The following is a 23,142-nucleotide window of genomic DNA, read 5'->3' as shown; positions in this document are numbered from 1 at the left end:
ACACGAGCCTACGGTTGCACCTGGGTGGCGACTGTAATCCGTTTGACGCACGCGCCTCGGATTAGGAGCGCCGCCATGTAGGAGTCATTTCGCAGCCAGCGCTTTGAGCACCGCGTCGGCGACCCCGGCGCTGGACGCCGGGTTCTGCCCGGTGATCAGCCGGTCATCGCTGACCACGAAGGCTGCCCAGGGGTCCTCGTGCTTGACGTAGCGACCACCGCGTGCGACCAGTTCGTTTTCGGTGAGAAACGGCACGACCTTGTCCAGCTCCGCGAGCTTTTCTTCGGTATTGGAAAAACCGGTGATCTGTCGGTCGCGAAGCAGCAGGCTGTTGTCGCTTAGCTTGACGTTGAGCAGGCCCGCGACGCCGTGGCAAACGGCGGCGACAACACCCTGGTCTTCATAGATGCACCGGGCCAGGCCCTGCAGTGCGGCGTCTTCGGGGAAGTCATAGATGACGCCATGGCCGCCGGTGTAGTAGATGGCGCGGTATTGCTCAGCCTTGACCTGGCCGGGAGAAAGGGTTGCGCCCAGGCGGTTCATGAATGCTTTGTCGTCGTACCATTGCCAGTCCAACGCCGGGGCCATCTGCAAACTGTGCGGGTCGATCGGTACATAACCACCCCCGGGACTGACGTAGTCGACGCTGTAACCCGCTTGTTGCACGGTGTCGACAAAATGCACCGCCTCTCCCAGCCATAGCCCTGTGGCGCGGTTCAAACCGGGGTATTTCGCCGTATTGGTCAGTACCACCAGGATCTTCTTGCTCATGATCAGGTTCCCTTCGAATAGCGGGTGAGGGCGTCGTTGCAAGCAAGCGTGCAGGCTTGATCAGCATAGTCGTGGTTTCGCGTGCTGCCAGGGGAGGGTCTGCAACGGAGAAATGGGGGTACCCAGCGACATCGAGGCTTGCAGACCTGGCCATTGGCACCGATGATGCCAGAACCCCACTGGAATCGGACAAGGATCAGGGTTTGGCTGCTACCACTCCTACACCTAGGCCCAACGCCCCAGCCGTGCTGCTGGCACCCAACTCGACCAGCGGCGACCTGCCGGGCAAGTACCTGGCCGGGTTCGACTGGTCACGGACGCCTCTCGGACCACTGCCACGCTGGCCGGCCACGCTGCGCATCGCGGTAGACATGATGCTGGCTTCGCCCTTTCCCAGCGCAGTCGTCTGGGGCGGCGCGATGACCGTGGTCTGTAACGCGGCATACCTGGCGCTAGGCGGCGCTGCGTTCGATGCCTTGGGGCAACGCTTCGACGAGGTCTGGCGCGGTGCTTGGGAAAACATGGGGCCTTGGGTGTTCAAGGTGATGGAGGGGCAGTCGAGCTTCATCGAAGACCAGCCTGTGTGCATCGCGCTGAACGACAAAGGAGACACGGCCTATTTTGCCTTCAGCTATTCACCGGTGCGCGACGAAAACGGTGACGTAGCCGGCTTCCTGCACACCGTGATCGACAGCACCGCCAGCGTTGCCGCCCGTGAGGCCTGGCGCTGCCAGACGCAGAGTTTCGAGGCCCAGATCGCCCGTTACATGGCCGACCGTGAGCACATTTGGGAGCTATCGCGTGACGCGATGGTGATGGTCACTCGCGAACTCAAGTTCCATGCCGCCAACCCGGCGTTGTACCGGATCCTCGGTTGGAGCGAGGAGCAGATGATGGACCTGCCCATTCTCGACATGGTGCACCCGGCCGACCGAACGGAAGTCCAGGTGGCGGTGATCGACGTGGTGCACGGCAAGCTCGATGAGCCGATCGAGACCCGCCTGCGGCACCAGGATGGGCATTACCGGCGGTTCCGCTGGACTGCCAAGTTCGATGGCGAGCGCTTCACCGCGGTTGGCCGGGATATCACCGCAGAGCGCGAAGAGGCGATGCGCCAGGCCGAAGCGCTGATTCGCGATAGTCAGCGGCTTGAAGCGGTCGGGCAATTGGCGGGCGGGATGGCCCATGAAATGAACAACCTGCTGTCGGGCATCGGCGGTAGCCTTGAGTTGCTGCAGCGCCGATTGGCGCAGGGCCGTACCGAGGGCCTGGAAAGCTACACCAGCCTGGCGCTCGATTCGGTGCAGCGAGCCATGGGGCTGACCCACCGCCTGCTGGCGTTTTCACGCAAGCAGCCCCTGGCACCCCGGCCTCTGGACATCAATCGGCACTTGTCGGGCGTGGAACCGTTGCTGCGCCAGACGCTCGGCGCCGAGATGCGCTTGCAATGGCAGCTCGATGTGTTGCCGTGGCCAGTCTTTCTGGATACCGGCCAATTGGACAACGCGTTGATCAACCTCTGCGCCAACGCCCGCGATGCCTGCCTGGAGCGGGGCAGCGTGACCATTCGCAGCGTCAACGAGCGTCTTGTCAGCGCTTTTCCGGAAGAGGGCGGCTTGCCGCCCGGGGACTACGTTGCCTTGCACATCGAAGACACCGGCCACGGTATGTCATCTGAAGAAATCAGTCGGGCGTTCGAGCCCTTCTTCACCAGCAAACCGGTCGGGCGGGGCGCCGGTCTGGGTCTGGCGATGGTCTACGGATTCGTGCGCCAGTCCGGTGGCTACGTGTGGATCGAGTCCAGCCCTGGCGCAGGCGCGCGGGTATCCATGCTGTTTCCCCGCAGCCCTGAAGTACTGCCGCCAGAGCCCAGCGTGCCGCCACCGAGTGACCGACCTGCCGAGGGACAACGGGTATTGCTCGTCGACGACGAACTCAATTTGCGCACATTGATGCGCGAGTACCTGGATGAACGCGGCTTCATCGTCGCTGATGCACTGGATGCCAACGGCGCCTTGGAGCGCTTTCAGCAGGACGGCCCGTTCGATCTGGTGATAACCGATATCGGGCTTCCCGGTGGCTTCAGTGGCCGTCAGTTGGCAAAGACCCTGCGCATGCTCAACCCGGAACAGAAGATCCTGTTCATCACCGGGTTCACCGACGCGCCGATCGAGCCGCGGCTGTTGGAACAACCCGGCACGGCGCTGATGCTCAAGCCGTTTTCACTGGAGAGCCTGGCATGCAAGGCGGTGAGTATGCTCGGCGGCTGAATGCGCGTCTACAGGCCTTGCTGAAGAATGGGATCATCCGGGTTCTGCCGCTCCAGTTCGGCCAGCAGCACCTGGACGTTCTGCAATTGGCCGGTTTCCTTCCAGTACTGGATCAGCAGTAGGCGCGCTTTGCGGTTGGCGGGTTGGTGGCTGAGCAGCGTTTCCAACTGCTTCTGCGCCGCGTCGACCAACTCCAGGGAATGCAGGGTGACCGCTAGCGTGTAGCGGTAGTCCGGATTGTCCGGCTTGAGTTCCACCGCCCGCGATAATGCCAGCAGCGCGTATTCCGATTGTTGATGACGATTGAGCCAAAGCCCCAGTTCGTACTGTAGGAACGCGGAGTCAGGGCGCAGGGCCAGGGCTTTGGCCAGCACCTCACGCGATGCGTCATGCTGACCCTGGCGCTCGAGCAGCCTGACCTGGGTGGCCAGCGCTTCGAGGTTGTCGGGCGCCACGGCGAGACTGCGTTGCAGCGCCTGGGCTGCGTGGGCGTAGTCGTTCTCATGCAGGTACAGGCGAGCAAGGTGCACCTGTGCCGCGGCATCGTCCGGTTGTTGCTCCAGCGCTTGCTGATACTGTTCCAGGGCCGTCTGCAACGGCCCGAAGTAGAGGCCGATGGCGTCCGGATCGAGGCCGAGCAGGGCATCGACCGCGGCAAAGCGCACGCTCTGATCGTCATCATCGAGCAGCAATCCCAACACCAGGCTGCGCTGCGCGGCGGGCAGCAACCGGCGCACGCTGGCAATCGCGGCCCGACGTACCAGCGGATCATCGTTTTCCAGGTCATGGCGTGCCAGTTTCAAAGCCTGTGGCGACGGGTAGTTGGGCAACTCGGCGTAGAGCGCGGCGCGACGGATGGCGGTGAGGTCCTGGCGCTGCAACTGCTGGTACAGCACCCGTGCCGCACCGGGCAGACCGTCGTGCGCCTGGCGCAGCGCTTTGGCATAGCTGTGCGGCGGCAGGCTGGGCGTGGCCGCTGGCGGTGCGTGGCGCAGGTAGGCGATCGTGACCGATACCAGGATCAGCAGCAGCACGACGATCAGGTAACGGTGGCGTCTGGGCATCGGGTGGTCCATGACAGAAGAAGGGCAGAGCTTGGGGCAGAACGGCGCGTGCTGCAAGTTGTGCAGCCTGGCCGACGTCCAGTTCAGGTCTTGAGGTCTATGGAGCGTTGGAAACAAAAAAAAGCCCCGCTGGCAACAGCCCGCGGGGCAAACGGTTGGGGGAGGAGCCAACCAAAGGAGTCGTTGAATCAGTGCGCGCTGGCCACCGTCTCGGGTTGCCAGCCACCGCCCAGGGCCTTGTAGATGGCGACGATGCCGCGATACAACTCGACCTCGCCCTGGGCCTGGGCATCTTCGGCGCTCAGCCGTTCCCGCTCGGCGTCCAGCAGCACCAGGTAGTCGACGGTGCCTTCGCGATAGCGCACCGAGGCCAGGTCCGCGGCCTTGCGGCTGGCGTCGCTTTGGCGCATCAGCGACAGCAGGCGCTGCTGGCGCTTGCCATAGTCACTGAAGGCATTGGCCGATTCCTCCAGGGCCAGCAGCACCTGCTGCTCATAGCTGGCCAGTGCACCTTCGGCGTCGGCCTTGGCCCCGCGCAAGCGTGCCCGCACGCTGCCCAGGTCGAAAGCAGCCCAGGTGATACTGGGGCCCAGTGCCCAGGCATTGGCCGCCGATGATCCGATCTGCGAGCCGCGCGCCGCGGTGAAGCCCAGGAAACCGCTGAGGCTGACCCGCGGGAACAGGTCGGCGGTAGCCACGCCAACGTTGGCGGTGGCGGCGGCCAACTGGCGTTCGGCGCTGCGGATGTCCGGACGGCGGCGCAGCAGCTCGCCGGGATCGCCTACCGGCAGGGCCTTGGCGATGGCCGGCAACGCCCGAGGCGACAAATCGATGCTCAGCGCGTCCGGACGCTGGCCGAGCAGGGTGGCGATGCGGTTGCGCGCTCGCACCTGTTCGGCCTGCAGTTGCGGCACAGTGGCTTCGACACCTGCCAGGCGGGCATCGGCGCGCACTACGTCGAGCTCGTTACCAACCCCGGCATCGCGCAGGCTAACGGTGATGGTGCGCGATTCCTGCTGGGTCTTGAGGTTGGCCAGGGCGATCTGTTCGCGCAGTTGCGCGCCACGCAGTTGCCCATAGGCGTCGACCAGCTCGGCGATCAGGCTGACCTGCAATTGCTGCAGGTCGGCCTGGGCCGCTGCTTCCTGGGCTTCGCTGGCTTCGATCTGGCGCTGGATGCGACCGAACAGGTCGAGCTCCCAGGCCATGTCCAGACCCAGGTCGTAGCGTTCGCTGTTGACCCGCTGTTCGGTTTCTCCCGGTACCTGGCCCTTGCCGATTTCGCTGCTGGCGCGGCTCGTCACTACCGGGAAGGTGTCGTTCTCGGCATCCTCGCGAATCGCCCGTGCCGACTTGAGCCTGGCAAACGCCACGCGCAGATCACGGTTACCGTCCAGTGAAGCCTGTACCAATTGGTTCAGCACAGGGTCGTCGAACTGCTTCCACCAGATGCTTTCGAAGTGGCTGCGGTCGAACGCCTTGGCTTGGGCGTCACTGACCAGGCTGGCCGGCTCGGTGGCCGGGGCCTGGTAGTCCGGGCCCACTGCGCAGGCCGCCAAGGCCAGGGCCAGCAGGCTCGGGGTCAGGGGTTTGAGCAGGTTCATGCATGGCTCTCCAGCGATGGCGCGGACGCGGCCTTGCGGGCCTGGCGACGCTCCACGAAACGACGGATCAGGAAGAAGAACACCGGAGTCAGGAACAGCCCGAACACCGTCACGCCGATCATCCCCGAGAACACCGCCACACCCATGGCATGGCGCATTTCGGCACCGGCGCCGGAGGAGAACACCAGCGGTACCACCCCCATGATGAAGGCGATCGAGGTCATCAGGATCGGTCGCAGGCGCAGGCGGCACGCTTCCAGCACCGCGGCCAGTGGGTCGAGCCCCTTGGCTTGCTCGTCCTTGGCGAACTCGACGATCAGGATCGCGTTCTTGCACGCCAAGCCCACCAGTACGATCAGGCCGATCTGGGTGAAGATGTTGTTGTCACCGCCGGAGATGATCACCCCGGTGATGGCTGACAACAGGGTCATCGGCACGATCAGGATCACCGCCAACGGCAGGCTCCAGCTTTCGTATTGGGCCGCCAGCACCAGGAAGGCCAACAGCACGCACAGCGGGAACACCAGCAGTGCGGTATTGCCAGCGAGGATCTGCTGGTAGGTCAGGTCGGTCCATTCGTAGGTCATGCCATTGGGCAATTCCCGAGCCAGCAGTTTCTCGATAGCCGCCTCGGCCTGCCCGGAGCTGTAGCCTGGAGCTGCGGCGCCGTTGATCTCGGCGGTGATGAACCCGTTGTAGTGCATGACCCGATCAGGTCCGGAGGTGTCGCTGACCTTGAGGAAAGTCGCCAGCGGGATCATCTCGCCCAGGTTGTTGCGCACCTTCAACTGGCCGATCTGCTCGGCGTCGAGACGGAACTGCTGATCGGCCTGGACGTTGACCTGGTAGGTGCGGCCAAAGCGGTTGAAGTCGTTGGTATACAGCGAACCCAGATAGACCTGCAGGGTGTCGAAAATGTCGTTGATCGCCACGCCGTGGGTCTTGGCTTTTTCCCGATCGATGGCGGCATCGACCTGCGGCACGTTGACCTGATAGCTGGTGAACAGACCGGCAAGCTCCGGCACCTCGTGGCTCTTGGCGATGATGTTCTGGGTTTCCTTGTACAGCGCTTCGTAGCCCAGGTTGCCGCGATCCTCGATCTGCAGGCGGAATCCGCCGATGGTGCCCAGGCCCTGGACCGGTGGTGGGGGGAAGATCGCGATGTAGGCGTCCTGGATGTCGGCGAACTTGGCGTTCAGCGCCGCAGCGATGGCCGCAGCCGATTGGCTTGGATCCTTGCGCTCCTCGAACGGCTTGAGTGGGGTGAACACGATGCCGCTGTTGGGGCTGTTGGTGAAGCCGTTGATCGACAGACCAGGGAAGGCTACCGAGTCAGCCACCCCGGGCTGCTCCAGCGCGATTTCGCTCATCCGCTTGATCACCGCCTCGGTACGGTCAAGGCTGGCCGCGTCCGGCAACTGGGCGAAAGCCACCAGGTACTGTTTGTCCTGGGCCGGAACGAAGCCGGTCGGAGTCGATGAGAAGCCGAGGTAGGTGAGGCCCATCAACCCGGCATACACGAACAGAGCGATGCCGCTGGAGCGGATGACCCGACGCACGCCGACGACGTAACGGCCGGAGGCACGCTCGAAGAAGCGGTTGAACGGTGCGAACAACCAACTGCCCAGGAGTCGTTCAAGTATCCGCGAGAAGCGGTCCTTGGGCGCGTGATGGTCCTTGAGCAGTACGGCGGCCAACGCCGGCGACAGGGTCAGCGAGTTGAACGCGGAGATTACCGTGGAAATGGCGATGGTCAGGGCGAACTGCTTGTAGAACTGCCCGGTGAGGCCGGAAATGAACGCTGCAGGCACGAACACGGCGCACAGCACCAAGGCGGTGGCGATGATCGGACCGGTCACTTCGCTCATGGCCTTCTGGGTGGCTTGCAGTGGCTTGAGGCCCAGTCCGATGTTGCGCTCGACGTTCTCCACCACGACGATGGCGTCGTCCACAACGATGCCGATGGCCAGTACCAGACCGAACAATGACAAGGCGTTCAGCGAGAATCCGAACAAGTGCATCACCGCGAAGGTGCCGATCAGCGACACCGGTACGGCCATCAACGGGATGATCGAGGCGCGCCAGGTCTGCAGGAACAGGATCACCACCAGTACGACCAGCACCAGAGCCTCGAACAGCGTATGCACCACGGCTTCGATGGAACCGCGCACGAACACGGTCGGGTCATAGACGATGCTGTAGTCCATCCCTTCGGGGAAGTCCTTCTTCAGCTCGGCCATCTTCGCCCGCACTTCATCGGAGATTTCGATAGCGTTGGAGCCTGGGCGCTGGAAGATCGGAATGGCCACCGCCGGCTGGTTGTTCAGCAGCGAGCGCAGGGCGTACTGGCTGGAGCCCAGCTCGACCCGAGCGATGTCCTTCAGGCGAGTGATCTCGCCGTCGGCCCCGGCTCGGATGATGATGTTCTCGAACTCTTCTTCGTTGACCAGACGCCCCTGGGTGTTGATCGACAGCTGGAAACTGGTCGAGCCTGGTGCGGGTGGCGCCCCCAGTTGGCCAGCGGCGACTTGGCGGTTCTGCTCGCGAATGGCTGCGACCACGTCGCTGGCGGTCAGGTTGCGCGAAGCGGTCTTGTTCGGGTCGAGCCACACCCGCAGGGAATAGTCGCCCATGCCGAACAGCTGCACGTCGCCCACGCCGCCGAGACGCGCCAGTTCGTCCTTGATGTTGAGGATGGCGTAGTTGGAGAGGTAGAGCATGTCGTAGCGCTTATCCGGCGAGGTCAGGTGCACGACCATGGTCAAGTCGGGCGAGGCCTTGTCGACGGTGATACCGATACGGGTCACTTCCTCGGGCAGCTTGGGCTGGGTGCGGGTGACACGGTTCTGCACCTGGACCTGGGCGTTGTCCAGATCGGTACCCAGGGCGAAGGTGATGGTCAGGGTCAGCTTGCCATCGGCGGTGGACTGAGAGGACATGTAGAGCATGTTCTCGACACCGGTGATGGCCTGCTCCAGTGGCGCGGCCACGGTTTCGCCGATGACCTTTGGGTTGGCGCCGGGGAAGTTGGCGCGCACCACGACCGTGGGCGGAACCACTTCGGGGTATTCGCTGATCGGCAACTGGAACAGCGAGATGGCGCCGGCAATCAGCAGCACCAGCGACAGCACCGCGGCGAAGATCGGCCGGGTGATGAAAAAGGAGGAAAAATTCATCGGTGTGATCCCTTAACCGCGCGGCGTCTTGGCGCTGCTGGCTTTTTCGTTTGAGCCCGCCACGCTTGGCGACGGGTTGCTGGCCTCCAGGGCCTGGCGCTGCTGGGCGAGGGCGGCGAGGGTCTGCTCGCTGGCCATCGGTGCTTCTTCGGGGGTGACCGGCGAGCCCGGGCGTACCCGTTGCAGGCCCTTGACCACGATGCGGTCACCTTTGTCCAGGCCACTGCGCACGATGCGCAGTCCTTCGAGCTTGGGCCCCAGCTCCACGGCGCGGTAGGCGGCCTTGTTGTCCTTGTCCATGACCAACACGAACTTCTTGCCGAGGTCGGTACCGACCGCTTCGTCGTTGATCAGCACGGCGTCGTATTGGGCGCTGCCGACCAGTTTGAGGCGGGCATAGAGGCCGGGAGTGAACTGGCCGTCGCGGTTGTCGAACACCGCACGACCGCGGATGGTGCCGGTGCGTGGGTTGACCTGGTTGTCGACGAAGTTCATGTGGCCCAGGTGCGGATTGCCGGTTTCGTTGGTCAGGCCCAGATAGACCGGTGTGCTCTGACCACGTTGGCCTTCACGGGCCAACTGCGTGTATTTGAGGTATACGCGCTCGTCGGTGTCGAAATAGGCGTAGACCTTGTCGGTGGACACCACGCTGGTCAACGGTGTGACATCGGCGGTGACGATGTTACCGGCGGTGTATTCGGCACGGCTGACGCGGCCGCTGATCGGCGCGGTGACACGGGTGAAGCTCAGGTTCAGGCGGGCCAGGTCGAGTTGTGCCTGGATCGCGTCGACCCCGGCACGGGCTTCGGCGGCAGCGCTGCTGCGCGATTCGGCCAGCTCCGCGGAGATGGCGTTGCTGTCGCGCAGGCGCTCGCCACGGCGGGCTTCGTTGGCGCTGCGGATGGCGGTGGCCTTGGCCTGTTGCAGTTGGGCTTCGAGCCGACGCACCTCAGCCTGGAAGGGACGTGGGTCGATCTGGAACAGCAGGTCACCTTTGTTGACCTGGGCACCTTCGGTGAAGGCGACACGATCGATCTGGCCCGAGACACGCGGACGTACTTCGACGGTTTCGGGCGCTTCCAGGCGGCCGGTGAACTCGTCCCATTCGTTGATCGGTTGCTCGATGACCTTGGCCACGGTGACCTTGGGCGCGGCGGGAGCCTGCACGGCGTCGGGGGTTCGGCCGCAAGCGCTGACCATCACCACGGCCAGGGCGGCGAGGGGAAAGCGCAAGGGTTTGAGTGAGTGATCCATGGAGAACTCCGCCAATATATTAGTAGTGGGCGGAGTGTGAGTGTCTTGCGCGTGACGCACGAATCGAACGGAGCGAAGGTTATTATCACGCGCAATGATATGTCGGGCTGCATTATCGATGGCTAGGCATGCTCAACCCGGGCTAGCGCAGGGGAACGCGCTTCAGCCTTGGGCAAACGCCAGCAGTGTGTCGCCATCGAGGCGGTAACGCACCCACTCGTCCTGCGCCTCGGCCCCCAGCGACCGGTAGAAGCCGATTGCCGGTTCGTTCCAGTCCAGCACGCTCCATTCCAGACGCCCACACCGGTTCTTCACCGCCTCACGGGCAATGTGGCGCAACAGTTCACGTCCCGCGCCGCCGCCTCGTTGTTGCGGGGTGATATAGAGATCCTCGAGGTAGATACCGTTGCGCCCAAGCCAGGTCGAATAACTGTAGAAGTACACCGCGAAACCTATGGCCTGGCCTTCGCGCTCGCAGATCAGGCTGTGCACGGTGCTGCCCTCGTCGAACAGGCTGTGCTCGATGTCCTCGACGCTGGCCACGACCTCGTGACGGGCGCGTTCATAGTCGGCGAGTTCGGTGATGAAGGCGAGAATCTGCGCGGCGTCGCTACGCACGGCGGGACGAATGACAATGCTCATCGGGCTTCCTTAATACAGAGCAGATCGAATCAAGACGGCTAATCTACCGCAACTGACAGGGTGCAATGGCCGATTTTCGTGTCGGCTGATGCCAGGCAATGTCCCGATCGCCATGAATGAGTGATTTCGTTTCGCCTGTCGCTGTTTGTAGAATCGACGTTTTCCTGAACTGTTGAGTACACCAACCGATGCAGCTGATCCCCTGGTCCCACGACTGCTCCGAAGGCTTCACCTTGCGCGGCTGGCGATCGCCGGCCAGCGGCAGGCCGCTGCTGCACTTCCTGCATGGCAACGGGTTTTGCTGCCTGGTCTACCAACCGCTATTGGCGCGTCTGGCCGAGCACTTCGACCTGTGGCTGTGTGACGTCCAGGGGCATGGCGACAGCGACCACGGCGGACCCTTCCTTGGCTGGAACCGCACCGCGGCCCTGGCGCTGGAGGCTTTCGAGGCAGGGCGGGGCGAGTACGGCGAGGTCGACCGCTACGCCATGGGCCACAGTTTCGGTGGCGTGCTCACCAGCTTGATCGTGGCCGCTGAGCCGCATCTGTTCCGCCGCGCTGTGCTGCTCGACCCGGTGTTGTTCAGCCGGCGCATGCTCAGTGTCATGGGCGCGGCCCGGTTGTTCGGCTTGCATCGCCAGCATGGCTTGGCGCGCATGGCCGCGCGTCGGCGCAGTCATTGGCCGGACCGCCAGGCGGCGCTGGTTTCGTTGCAGGGGCGCGGCATTTTCAAGGATTGGGCTGAAACTGCGTTGCATGCCTATGTCGAACATGCGATTGGTGAATGTGGCGAGCAGGTGGTACTCAAGTGCCGTCCAAGCCGCGAGGTGGAAGTCTTCAGCTCCTTCCCCAGGCGCTTATGGGCATCGCTCAAAAGCATCACCACCCCAACACGCATCCTGTATGGGGAGCAGACCTACCCCTTCGTGCGGCAATCGGTCAGGTACCTGGCGCAACTCAATGGCGCCGTGAGCATTCTGGAGATGCCGGGTGGTCATTGCTTCATGCAGGAGCGACCGGGGCAGAGTGCGGAGCAGGTGCTGGACTTCCTGCAGCCTGACGCGACTGATTGTTCTGCTGGTGGAACGATCCATGCTATTTGAACACTCTACCGGGTGATTACAACCATTGGTAAGGTGGTATCCAGCCAAGAGAGGAGACTTCTCATGAAAAAGATCCTGGGTATTCACCGCAGTCCCAACGCCCATTGGGTCGGGGATGGTTTTCCGGTGCGCAGCCTGTTCACCTATGACGATCTGGCCAGCCAGATCAGTCCCTTCCTGTTACTGGATTACGCCGGGCCCCACGACTTCGGCCCCACTGAACAGCGACGGGGCGTCGGGGAACACCCCCACCGAGGTTTCGAAACCGTGACCATCGTCTATCAGGGTGAATTGGAGCACCGTGATTCGACCGGCGCCGGCGGCTTCATCGGACCCGGTGATGTGCAGTGGATGACGGCAGCCAACGGCATCATCCATGAAGAGTTCCATGCTCCATCCTTCGCCCGCAGTGGCGGCACCCTCGAGATGGTGCAGTTGTGGGTCAACCTGCCGTCGCAGCACAAACGTGCGCCGGCCGGTTATCAGACCTTGCTGGCCGCTGACATCCCCCAGGTACAGCTCGAAGGCGGCAAAGGTAGTCTGCGAGTGATCGCCGGTGACTACCAGGGGCACCGAGGTCCGGCACGAACGTTCACCTGCATGGATGTCTGGGATCTGCGCCTGAACGCGGGAGCAACGTTGCATCTGCCCGTTGCACCAGGGCGCAACGCGGCATTGGTGGTGTTGCGCGGTAGCGTGCGGGTCAACGGCGAGCGCGAGGCCGGCCCCGCCAGCCTGGTCCTGCTGCAGCGCGATGGCGCCGATGTCGCCGTCCAGGCGCTGGAAGATGTGAGCCTGCTGCTGCTCAGCGGTGAGCCGATCGACGAGCCCATCGTCGGTTATGGTCCTTTCGTCATGAACAGTCAGGCGGAGATCATCGAGTCGTTCGAGGATTTCCAGGCTGGCCGCTTCGGTCGAATGGCATAGGAGGGTAGTTGACCGCCCGTCGCCCGGTTGCCAGACCCGACCGAACGCCCGCCACGTTCGACCCTCTTCCACTAAGGTGCTAAAGGATTCTTCGCTCGATCATTGTCCTGGCGCATGGACGGCCGCTTGGGCATGGGCATTATCAATTGGCACTCCGCCCCATCAAGGCGTAACCACATACAACAGGCCATCCAGTACAGAGAGGGTCGTAACATGTCGTTGATAGGAGTTTCGATGCTAGAAATGCGGCAGATGATCGAACAGGCCTGCCTGCCGGATCGGTGTGAAGTCAGCTGCGCGGATGGCACCACCTTGACTATTCGCCTGGGCCAGGGTGATAACCTCGAAGAGGGTGTGATGCTGGCCGGCGTTCCACTGCACAGCCTCAACAGCTGCCGTGACCTGGTGAACCTGGTCGGGCAACTTCATGCCCTGCAGGCCAGTCAGAAACCACCGCTCAAGGCCATCGCCTGACACTGCCGCCGCCCGGTCAGTCATAACTGGCCGGGCACACGCACCAAGACCGCAACCGGCCGGATCGGAACGGGCCCTCTTCAGGGATCCCTCCGCTCCAGTCCAGTCATCGCAGTTCGAGCAACAGATTCAGCCCACCATCGCCGCACTTGCCGCGGTCACGCACCACGCCATGATAACTGCAACCTTCCCAGATGAAGGCGACGCTATGGGCGCGCTCGACCTTGTCCGGTAACGGCGGACAGATGTGCAGACGCAAGGCGGGGCGCCCTTGCAGGTTGACCGGAGCAAGCTGGCACTGGCACTCGACGCTCAAGGCCACTGGGCCGAACAAGGTGTCGCGTACGTAATCGAGTTTCAGATTGGCGTTAGGTGCTCGGCAAGGCATTTTCATGCGTTGGGCTCCAAAGCGAGTACGCAGAGGGGAGGGCTGTGGGTTCAAGGCAGACTCCGTGCGATGGGCGACGTGGATCAAGTTTGGAATCTTGCCTGGGGCGGACGTTCAAAATATTTCATCAAAGTTCATCCCCCTATTCGGGGCAACGGACTGGGGAATCCTCCCCAATTCGATTCGCTTGCAGACGTAACGTATTGAACTGAAAGATCTTTCCTGAATGGCATACACCTTGCTCACCTCCCAGCAGAGTTCCTGTGTCCCGGAGGTGCAGCATGTCGACCCCGACCAAAGGCTCCGTCCTGACATCCCTTGTGCTCGCCCTCCTGGGCTGGCAGGCCACCAGCGAAGCGGCGGTGCAGTGCCAGCGTAACTTGGTGGCCAATGTGGTGGCGCTGGACCAGCCGTTGATGTTCAACCGTCTTGGCGCACAGAACGCCAACGGCATGATCTTCGCCCTCCGTGAGGATGTGGTGGACGATAAGCAGATACCCCTGAGCATCGGCGGCGCCGCCGTACCCGGCAAGGTCACCCTGCGCCCGGACAAACGTCCGCGGCCTATCGTGCTGCGGGTCGCCGCCGGCGATTGCCTCACGGTCAACCTGACCAACTTGCTCGACTACCGGGCCAACCCTAATAAACACCGCATCGAAGCCGAAGGGCCGGATGTCGAAGGGCAGGAGGTCGAGAACGAAGCCGGCGAAGGCCTGGTCGCCGACGAGCAGGTCGCCGAGCGCATGGTCGGTTTCCAGGTCAATGGCATGCAGGCGGTCAATAGCATCGCCGATATCTCTGCCAACACCGGCCGCAACGGCAACTTCCTGGTCAGCCCGGGCAATACGCGCAGCTATACCTTGTACGCTGAGCGCGAAGGAGCCTTCGCTGCCACCAGCAAGGCGGCCACCTTCGGCGGTGAAGGCAATGCCGGCAACGTCTCCAATGGCCTGTTCGGTCAGGTAGTGGTGGTGCCCAAAAATGGTCGCACCTACCGCAACACCCTCACCGAAGAGGAAATGCGTCTGGCCACCATCGGCCGCGCGCCAACCGGCCAACCGGTGATCGATTACGAAGCGCGCTACCCGCAAAGCGAGCCGTGGATCAGCGAGGGCAAGGCCGGAAAGCCGATCATTGCCATGGTCTACAACAACCAGATCATCAACAGCGAGACCGATGCCATCGTCATGGGACCCAACCAGGACGGCAGCTTCCCGGCGTCGACCTATCCGCTGGAGAGCATCGGTAAACGCAACCCGGCGCTGCCCAACCGGCTCGAGGCGTTTCGTGACTTCGCCTCGCAGTTTGCCGACGAAGTCTCCGGTACCCAGGCCTTCCCCGGCTATTGGGCAGACCCGGTGATGGGGCACGTGCTGGAACCGGCGCGCGACTCGTTCATGATCAACTATGGTTCAGGCGGCATGGGCGCCGAAGTGGTGGCCAACCGGCTGGGGGTCGGGCCGATGCACGATTGCCTGTCGTGCGCTTACGAGGAATTCTTCCTCAGTGCCCACACGGTGGGCGATATCGGCACCCTGGTCGACGTACCGGCCAACGTTGGCCTCGAACACATTCGCCCGGGCGAGGTGCCGCCTGCCAGCGCCACGGGTGTGAAGGCGACCATGGCCCTGTACCCGGCTGAGCCTGCCAACGTGCACCACAGCTACATCGGCGATTTCACCAAGTTCCGCAATACCCACAATGGTCACGAGCAACACATCTTCCACCTGCATGGACACCAGTGGCTGTTCAACCCCAATGACGACAACTCCGACTACATCGATGCCCAAGGCATCGGCGCTGGCGTCGGCTACACCTATGAAATCGCCAACGGCGGCTCGGGCAACCGCAACCGTGTGGCCGGCGATGCGATTTATCACTGCCACTTCTACCCGCACTTCGCCCAGGGCATGTGGGCCATGTGGCGGGTGCACGATGTGTTCGAGGAGGGGACGCGCCTGGAGGTGAGCGGCCAGGGCGAGAACGGTTTCCATAGCACGCCGTTTGCCCTGCGCAGCGGCAAGCCGGCGATAGGTGCCCGGGCCTTGCCCGATGGCGAGATCATCGCCGGGACACCGATTCCCGCCATCGTCCCGCTGCCAGGCAAGGCCATGGCGCCGATGCCAGGCAAGGTGGTGGTGGTACCCAAACTGTCCGAAGCATTGGTCGCCAGCCACGAGGATGACGAGGAAGAGGACGAGGAGGGCGACGATCACGCCGATGAGCCTGCCGCCCGCCAGGCGATCGGGTCGCTGGCGCTGGTCGATCGTACCGACACCAACGCCGATGGCACCTTGAAGAACCCAGGCTATCCATTCTGGATCGGCGGCATGGAAAGCAGCGTCGGCAACCGGCCACCGACTCCACCACTGGACATGCTCGATCCGGACCTGGCACGTCAGCTCAAAGCTACCGGCAAGGCGCTGTGGGCCAACCTGGACGCCAACCAGGTCGATGGCTGGAACGGTGGCCTTGGCCGCCACGCCCTGGACGGCGTGTCTGCCGGCGGCGAGGCGGTGACCACGACCAACAAGCTCGATTTTTCCAAGGTGGTGCACAAGGCCAAGCCGATCTACCTGCCTGAAGAGGGCACCGATGTCGAACAGGCGGCCATGCAGTTTCATGCCATGGCCGAGCACCCCAGCTATGCCCTGGTACCTGGCGGCCAGCCTGTGCCCAAGGCATTTCGCACCAACGGTGGATTGCCCACTGCAGGCGCGCCGTTCTATGAGCCCTGCATGGATGACCGCGGCAAGCGCCTGACCCAATCTTCAGGGGCGGGTGAGTTCTTCAGTGGCGAAAGCCTCACCGGCGTCAGCTTCCGCGGCTCATCGGTCTTCACTGCCGACCGCCCACGCATCTACAAGGGTGCCAACATCCAGTTCGACGCGGTGTACAACAAGGTCGGCTACCACTTCCCGCAGGCGCGCATCATCGCTCTGTGGGAAGACGCCTGGCCGGTCATCACCAAGCAGCGCCCACCAGAGCCGCTGGTGATGCGCATGAACACCTTCGACTGCACCATGTACCAGCACACCAACCTGATCCCTTCGTTCTACGAAATGGACGACTACCAGGTGCGCACGCCGACTGACGTGATCGGCCAGCACATTCACCTGCCCAAGTGGGATCTGACCGCTGCCGACGGTTCGGCCAATGGCTGGAACTACGAGGACGGCATCCTCTCGCCCGGCAGCGTGGTCGAGCGTGTGCATGCCATTCGTGCCTTCAACGCTTGCACCGAAGGCGATGCCCGGGACGGTACGGCGGCTTGTCCGACCGCCAAGACGCACCCGTACTTCGGCCGTTTCGGTCGGGCCGACTGGCTGGGCGCTCGTACGGCCATGCAACGTTGGTTCGCCGACCCGCTGGTCAACGTGCACAACGTCGATCGGGGCCTGGGTACCATCTTCACCCATGACCACCTCGGCCCATCCACTCACCAGCAGTTGGGCCTGTATGCGACGGTGCTGGCAGAACCTGCCAATTCCACCTGGTATCACGCCGAAACCGGTGAGCAACTGTACAACCCGGCGACCCGTCAAGACGGTGGCCCGACCTCGTGGCAGGCGGTGATCCAGACCGGCGATCACGATGGCGATGGCAAGAACGACAGCTACCGTGAGTTCTTCCTCGAGTACAGCGACTTCCAGCATGCCTACGAGGCCGGTGTGTATGTCGGCGCCGGCCCCGATGGCATTCCCAATGCCCAGTCGTACCCGGCCACTGCCGACAGCTTCCGCTACGCCATCAATCCGCCGGTGCGGGGCAAGGCCTCCAGCCTGCTCGAAGCCATAGTCGAGGAGCGCGGCGGACTCAATCCGGGCTGCCCAAGCCGGCCTTGCCCGCAGGCGATCTCGGTGGACGACCCTGGCATGTTCGTCGTCAACTACCGCAACGAACCCTTGGCGCTGCGCGTGTTCGACCCGAACAAGGTCGGTCCGGACGGCAAGCGCGGCATGCAGGCCGATGGCCTGGCCGGCGACCTGAGCTATGCCTTGCAGACCCGCACCGACCGCGCCATCCCGGCGATGAACCTGGCGCCTTCGGCGATCACCTCGGCGGTCGGCCCCACCGGTGGCACCACGCTGTTCCCACCGCACATCAACCAGGGCAGCGAACCGGGTGACCCATTCACGCCGATGCTGCGCACCTACTCGGGCGATAACGTGCGCCTGCGCATGCACGCCGGGGGACATGAAGAGGAGCACAACGTCACCCTGCACGGCGTGAAGTGGCTGCAGAACGGTTCGGGTTTTGGCAATAGCTCCAACTCGGGCTGGAAGTCGTCGCAGATGATCGGCATCTCCGAGCAACTGGGCTTCATGGCTCCGGTGTCGATGATTTCCAGTTCCGCTGCCACCAACGGCGACTACCTGTACTCGTTGGATGCCGCGCTGGAAGGCTATTGGAACGGAATCTGGGGGGTGATGCGCAACTACACCGCGCAGCGCCCAGACCTGTTCCCGCTGCCTAACAACCCGCAGCCGGTCGCCATGCGCAATACCGTGAACTTCGATGGGATCTGCCCGAAAACCACCGCCAACCCTAACGGCATCGGCACCCGCAGCACGGTCAAGCGCAGCTACGAGATCGTCGCGGCATTGGCCAACGACATCCTCGAGAACCGCAACGGGGTCAGCATCAATGACCCTGCCGGGATCGGCCAGCATGTCGGCGGGCCGCTCAACGCCAATGGCGGTACCCTGGTGTTCAACAACCGCAAGACCAGCATCCCGTTGGTCAGCGGCGTCGATGTCGAGGACGGTGTGGCGTTCACCATCGGCGGCCACAGTGCCCCGCTGCATGACCCGACCGCGATCCTCTACGTGCGCAAGGCCGACCTGGACCCGATCACCGGTAAGCTGAAGCCAGGTGTGCCGGTTGAGCCGCTGATCCTGCGGGCCACGGCGGGCGATTGCATCAGCATCACCCTGGAAAACCGGCTGCCGCTGGTGATGCCAGACCTGCCGACCACCGCCGTGATGCACAACGTGGTCAAGCGCGACCGGTTCGACAGCGAAGGCTCGACCGCCTTTGCCAACAACCTGATGCGCCCATCCAGCCATGTCGGCCTGCATGCCCAGTTGCTGGCCTACGACATCACCAAGTCCGATGGCGCCAACGTCGGGCTGAACCCGGTGCAGACCGTGCCGCCACGGGCCGGCAACAGCGGTGCCTACCCGAGCAAGGTGTACCAGTACTACGCCGGCCACCTGGAGCGTGACGGCAAACCGGTGCTGCAACTGGGGCGCACGGTGGACACCATCAACGCCACTGCGATCGAGTTCGGCGGTCTCAACCTGACGCCATCGGACTTCATCAAGCAACCGCAGAAAGGGTTGGTCGGTGCCATGAGCATCCTGCCGCAGACCGCGACCTGGACCGAGGACAGCGCCAGTCGTGCCCAGGCCACGGTCAAGGTCAGCGGCCAGGCTGACTACCGCGACTTCGTCACGGTCTGGCAGCGCTCGCTGAACATGCGTTGGGCCGATGGCCGGCCGGTGGAGAGCTTCAACAGCGAGGGCAATGGTGCGGCAGGCGATGCACAGGACAACGGCAACATGGCCGTCAACTATCGCACCGAACCGCTGTGGTTGCGCTTCGGCATGGCCCCGGACTCACCGTTCGGTCATGCCGATGGTCTGGGCTTCGCGGACGTTCCCAACGCCCACATGGCCTATGCCAATGCCCTGGTCGGTGGCGACCCGCTGACCCCGGTACTGTACGCCAAACCAGGGCAACCGGTGCGCAACCATATCGTCATGCCCAGCGGCGGCAGCCGCGGCATGGTCTATCAGCTGGACGGCCACCTGTGGCCGCTGCACAACCACCTGGCCGAGAAGAGCGACGCCAATGGCTTCCCGATGAGCCTGTCCGGCATCGGCTCGGTGCGCTTCGGCCTCAACCCGATGGCGATGTACATCGGTGCCCAGGAGAGCGTGCTGCCGGCGGCGCACTTCAGCTTCATGCTACCCAGCGCCGGCGGTGTCAATGCCGTGCCGGGGGACTACCTGTTCCGGGACTATGCCGCCTACGGCAATCTCTCGGGGCTGTGGGGAATTTTGCGGGTGACCAACGATGCGCCACCGGCAACCGCCCCGGCGCAGTGACAGAGAGGGAACGCGAGCATGAACAAGAAGACTCGCCCGGCGTACCTGGGGATGTTGTTGGGGGTGGCGCTGATCGGCCTGGGGGTGGCCTACGAAAAGCTCTGGTGCGACCCACGCGAGCTGTTGCAGGCGCCTGAGGATCCGCAGGCGCTGCATCGGCTCAGCCGGGATGGCCTGACCGTGGAGTTCGAGGCTCGACCCCTGGCGGGCAAGGTGTTGCGCGAGGGCGATTTCGCCAACATCCGCTTCAAGGTCAGCGATCAGGCCAGCGGCCAGCCGCTCTCCGGCATGGCGCCAGGAGCATGGATAGACCCGGCACAAGCGGCGCCGCAGGCGGGCAGCCGTGACCAGAGCTGCAAAGCCCGGGTGGCGTTGTTTCTCAAGAGCAGCATCGGCGCACGGCCATTGCTGGACCTCAACAGCTACTTCCTGCTGGTGCTGAACAAGGACGCCAGTCTGACAGTGATCGACCCGACGGTGTCGGTGGGTGGCGTCACCAGCACCCTGGCGCGAATCGAACTGCCCGGTCAGCCAATGGACTGGGCCGCCACCAGTGACGACAAACAGGTGTTCGTGTCGATTCCCGAGCGCGGCAAGGTGGCGGTGATCGACACCGAAACCTTCACCCGCGTGGCCGACCTGGATGCCGGGGCGTACCCGCTGCGCGTGGCCCTGCAACCGAACCAGCACCGGTTGTGGGTCGGCAACAACAGCGACGATCCCGCCAAGAGTGGCGTTACCGTGATCGACGTGCCAGGGCGCACCACCCTCAAGACCTTCGCCACCGGCAGCGGGCATCACGAAATCGCCTTCAGTGGCGACTCGCGCTATGCCTTTGTCAGCAACCGCGACAGCGGCACCCTGAGCGTCATCGACATCCCCGAGATGCGCCTGCTCAAGTCCATACCGGTAGGGCCGCATCCGCTTTCGGTCGCGTATTCGGCCCTTTCCGAGGCGGTGTACGTGGCCGATGGTCGGGAGGGTACGGTACGGGTGTTCGACGCCCGCAGCCACCAGCTGCGCCATATCGTCAAGGCTGAACAAGGCCTTGGACCGATGAACTTCAGCCAGGACGGGCGCTATGGTATCGCTCTGAACACCTTGGAGAACCAGGCGCTGGTCATCGATGCCAGCACCGACCGGGTGATCCACCGCATCCCGGTGGCGGCCGAGCCCTACCAACTGGTGTTCACCCAAGCCTACGCCTATGTGCGCGGTCTGGCTTCGCCCAGGGTCAGCATGATCAACCTGAGCAGCCTCGGCGAAGGTCGTCAGCCCATCGTCCAGGGTTTCGAGGCTGGCCCCGCTGCGCCGCGCCAGGCCGGTGACCTGCCACTGGCCCAGGGCCTCTCGGTGTCGCGCGATGACAATTCGGTGTTCGTGGTCAACCCGGTGGATAACAACACCTACTTCTATGCCGAAGGCATGAATGCGCCGATGTCCAGCTACAACAACCGCGGCTATCAGGCCCGTGCGGCGATCGTCGTCGACCGCAGCCTGCGCGAGGTGGCACCGGGGGTGTATGGCTCGACGGTGAAGATGCCGGCGGCCGGTACCTTCGACGTGGCGTTTCTGCTCAACCAACCGCAGATCATCCATTGCTTCAGCACCGAGGTGGCCGCGGTATCGGATGCAGCAGGGCGCCGCGGCGGCCATGCCGAGTTCATCGGCATGGACAAACCCCTGGCGCAACACAGCACCTTCACCGCCCGCGTGCGCATCGTCGGTGCCGATGGGCAACCCCGGGCGGGCCTGCGCGATCTGCACCTGCGCTACTTCCTGGCGCCCTCGTCGATGCCCCGCGAGTTGCCGCTGGAGGAGGTCGAAACGGGGGTTTATCAGGTCGCGCTGACCTTGAACGACCCCGGCGCTTGGTACCTGCACGTGCAGTCGCCTTCGCTGGGGCGCAAGTTCGCCGAAGAAAACTACACCAGCCTGCGTGTGCTGCCGGCATCAGCCTCTAGCGCCGAACCCAGTGAAATCAGGAGTGTGCGATGAACATCAAGCCTGCTAGCAAGCTGCTGTCTCTGAGCCTGACCTTGCCGCTGTTGCTGTCCGCCCAGCTGGCATTCGCCCATGCCGGGCACGACCACACCGGCGGCGCGCCGCAGCCGCCGGCATTGCACCAGGAAAAGGCCAACGTACGCTTCGCCGATGTGTCGCTGCTCGACCAGGACGGCATGCCGGTACGCCTGGAAAAAGAGTTGGTGGGTGATCGGCTGGTGGTCATGGGCTTCATCTATACCAGCTGTACCACGGTGTGCCCGGTGGTCTCCTCGATCATGGGCAAGGTGCAGCAGCAACTGGGCGGTCGCGTAGGGGATGACGTCCAGCTGGTGTCGATCAGCGTCGATCCGCAACGCGATGACGCCAAGCGCTTGCAAGCCTATGCCAGAACCTTCCAGCACGGGCCTGGCTGGCGTTGGCTGACCGGCTCGCCCTACGCCATCACCGAAACCCTGAAAGGCCTCGGTAGCTTCAACGCCGACCTCAGTCAGCATCCGCCACTGATCCTTGTCGGCGACGGGCGCACGGGGCATTGGACCCGCTATTACGGTTTCACCGACCCGGCAGTGCTGGTCGAGGAGATCAATCGCCTCAGCGCCCGCCGAGTGCATGCCAAGAGCACCGCCATCGCCGAACACAACGAGGTGCAACCATGAACAGCACGACCGGCCGTACCACCTTGAGCGGCAGTGATTGGCTGGCCCTGGTGGCTTGCCTGTGGATCCTCAGTGCGGTGGCCTTCGCCCATGAGGGCCATGCACCTCAAGCGGTCGCGCCCAGCCCGCAGCCCGCGCCGCCGGCGATCACCCGGGGCGGCGGCACCCACGATGCCCAGGCCTGGTTCACCGACACCGTGCTCAAGGATCAGAACGGTCGCGAGGTGCGTTTCTACAGCGACGTGCTCAAGGACAAGGTGGTGATGCTCAACGTGATCTTCACCCACTGTACCGATGCCTGCCCGCTGATCACCCGCAAGCTGCGCGAAGTCCGCGAGGCGATGGGCCCGGCGCTGGCCGAACAGGTGACGTTCGTGTCGATCAGCAGCGACCCGCTCAACGATACCCCGCAGGTGCTCAAGGCTTTTGCCCAACAGCAGGGCGTCGATGGCCCCAACTGGCTGTTCCTCACGGGTGACAAGGAAAGTATCGATCTGGTGCTGGGTCGCGTTGGCCAATTCTTGCCGAGCCCCGAACAGCATTCGACTCAATTGATCGCCGGGGACGTGGCGGGCAAGCGCTGGAGCAAGATTCGCCCGGATGCACCGCCTGTGGCGATCGCCCAGCGCATGCAGCTGCTGGCACAACCTCTGGCAGGGCGGTGATTGCCATGGGCATGCAGGCGGCGGTGAC

General features: G+C 63.6%; 15 protein-coding genes. 8 read left to right on the top strand and 7 right to left on the bottom strand.

Annotation, left to right across the window (positions count from 1 at the left end):
• Window positions 1-84: 84 nt before the first annotated feature.
• On the bottom strand, window positions 85-771 hold the full coding sequence (locus tag E2H86_RS01825; RefSeq protein WP_133324152.1) for a type 1 glutamine amidotransferase domain-containing protein: 687 nt from the start codon (window positions 769-771) through the stop codon (window positions 85-87).
• A 203-nt stretch (window positions 772-974) separates the two neighbouring features.
• Between E2H86_RS01825 and E2H86_RS01820 the strand changes: the two genes are divergently transcribed.
• Entirely contained in the window at window positions 975-3,041 is a 2,067-nt protein-coding gene (locus E2H86_RS01820) for a hybrid sensor histidine kinase/response regulator (protein ID WP_133324151.1), read from the top strand.
• An 8-nt stretch (window positions 3,042-3,049) separates the two neighbouring features.
• Here the strand turns inward: E2H86_RS01820 and E2H86_RS01815 are convergent, their stop codons facing one another.
• The 5 genes from E2H86_RS01815 to E2H86_RS01795 all read right to left on the bottom strand — a co-directional run bounded on the left by E2H86_RS01815 (window position 3,050) and on the right by E2H86_RS01795 (window position 10,781).
• Window positions 3,050-4,105 (bottom strand): tetratricopeptide repeat protein, encoded by a 1,056-nt coding sequence (locus E2H86_RS01815; protein WP_133324150.1) that lies wholly within the window; start codon window positions 4,103-4,105, stop codon window positions 3,050-3,052.
• A gap of 188 nt (window positions 4,106-4,293) precedes the next feature.
• Window positions 4,294-5,709: an efflux transporter outer membrane subunit gene (locus tag E2H86_RS01810; RefSeq protein ID WP_133324149.1), complete on the bottom strand. Its 1,416-nt coding sequence runs from the start codon at window positions 5,707-5,709 to the stop codon at window positions 4,294-4,296.
• Window positions 5,706-8,885 (bottom strand): efflux RND transporter permease subunit, encoded by a 3,180-nt coding sequence (locus tag E2H86_RS01805; protein WP_133324148.1) that lies wholly within the window; start codon window positions 8,883-8,885, stop codon window positions 5,706-5,708. Before E2H86_RS01805 ends, E2H86_RS01810 begins: the two co-directional genes overlap by 4 nt.
• Window positions 8,886-8,897: 12 nt before the next feature.
• Window positions 8,898-10,139 carry a multidrug efflux RND transporter periplasmic adaptor subunit MexE gene (gene mexE, locus E2H86_RS01800; RefSeq protein ID WP_133324147.1) on the bottom strand — a complete coding sequence of 414 codons (1,242 nt, stop codon included), beginning with the start codon at window positions 10,137-10,139 and terminating at the stop codon, window positions 8,898-8,900.
• Window positions 10,140-10,301: 162 nt separating this feature from the next.
• Entirely contained in the window at window positions 10,302-10,781 is a 480-nt protein-coding gene (locus E2H86_RS01795; protein ID WP_133324146.1) for a GNAT family N-acetyltransferase, read from the bottom strand.
• A 188-nt stretch (window positions 10,782-10,969) separates the two neighbouring features.
• Between E2H86_RS01795 and E2H86_RS01790 the strand changes: the two genes are divergently transcribed.
• The 3 genes from E2H86_RS01790 (at window position 10,970) to E2H86_RS01780 (ending at window position 13,285) form a co-directional block, all read left to right on the top strand.
• Complete coding sequence (locus tag E2H86_RS01790) at window positions 10,970-11,884, top strand: alpha/beta fold hydrolase (protein ID WP_133324145.1); 915 nt, start codon at window positions 10,970-10,972, stop codon at window positions 11,882-11,884.
• Window positions 11,885-11,947: 63 nt separating this feature from the next.
• Window positions 11,948-12,811, top strand: coding sequence for a pirin family protein (locus E2H86_RS01785; protein ID WP_133324144.1), 864 nt, complete (start codon window positions 11,948-11,950; stop codon window positions 12,809-12,811).
• A gap of 213 nt (window positions 12,812-13,024) precedes the next feature.
• Window positions 13,025-13,285, top strand: coding sequence for a DUF1652 domain-containing protein (locus tag E2H86_RS01780; protein WP_133324143.1), 261 nt, complete (start codon window positions 13,025-13,027; stop codon window positions 13,283-13,285).
• A 106-nt stretch (window positions 13,286-13,391) separates the two neighbouring features.
• Here E2H86_RS01780 and E2H86_RS01775 read toward each other — a convergent pair whose 3' ends face one another.
• Window positions 13,392-13,679, bottom strand: a complete 288-nt coding sequence (locus E2H86_RS01775) for a hypothetical protein (RefSeq protein WP_133324142.1) — start codon at window positions 13,677-13,679, stop codon at window positions 13,392-13,394.
• Between the two features lie 275 nt (window positions 13,680-13,954).
• Between E2H86_RS01775 and mnxG the strand changes: the two genes are divergently transcribed.
• Genes mnxG through E2H86_RS01755 form a run of 4 tightly spaced genes read left to right on the top strand, consistent with a single transcriptional unit; the run spans window position 13,955 to window position 23,114 of the window.
• Window positions 13,955-19,786, top strand: a complete 5,832-nt coding sequence (mnxG, locus tag E2H86_RS01770) for a manganese-oxidizing multicopper oxidase MnxG (protein WP_133324141.1) — start codon at window positions 13,955-13,957, stop codon at window positions 19,784-19,786.
• 18 nt (window positions 19,787-19,804) lie between these two features.
• Complete coding sequence (locus E2H86_RS01765) at window positions 19,805-21,784, top strand: cytochrome D1 domain-containing protein (protein ID WP_133324140.1); 1,980 nt, start codon at window positions 19,805-19,807, stop codon at window positions 21,782-21,784.
• Window positions 21,781-22,449, top strand: a complete 669-nt coding sequence (locus E2H86_RS01760) for an SCO family protein (RefSeq protein WP_133324139.1) — start codon at window positions 21,781-21,783, stop codon at window positions 22,447-22,449. Before E2H86_RS01765 ends, E2H86_RS01760 begins: the two co-directional genes overlap by 4 nt.
• Window positions 22,446-23,114 carry an SCO family protein gene (locus E2H86_RS01755; RefSeq protein WP_133324138.1) on the top strand — a complete coding sequence of 223 codons (669 nt, stop codon included), beginning with the start codon at window positions 22,446-22,448 and terminating at the stop codon, window positions 23,112-23,114. Before E2H86_RS01760 ends, E2H86_RS01755 begins: the two co-directional genes overlap by 4 nt.
• Window positions 23,115-23,142: the final 28 nt, after the last annotated feature.

This window comes from Pseudomonas putida (genome assembly GCF_004357765.1).
Lineage (GTDB): Bacteria > Pseudomonadota > Gammaproteobacteria > Pseudomonadales > Pseudomonadaceae > Aquipseudomonas > Aquipseudomonas putida_U.
This window is presented reverse-complemented; position numbering and strand designations above follow the sequence as displayed.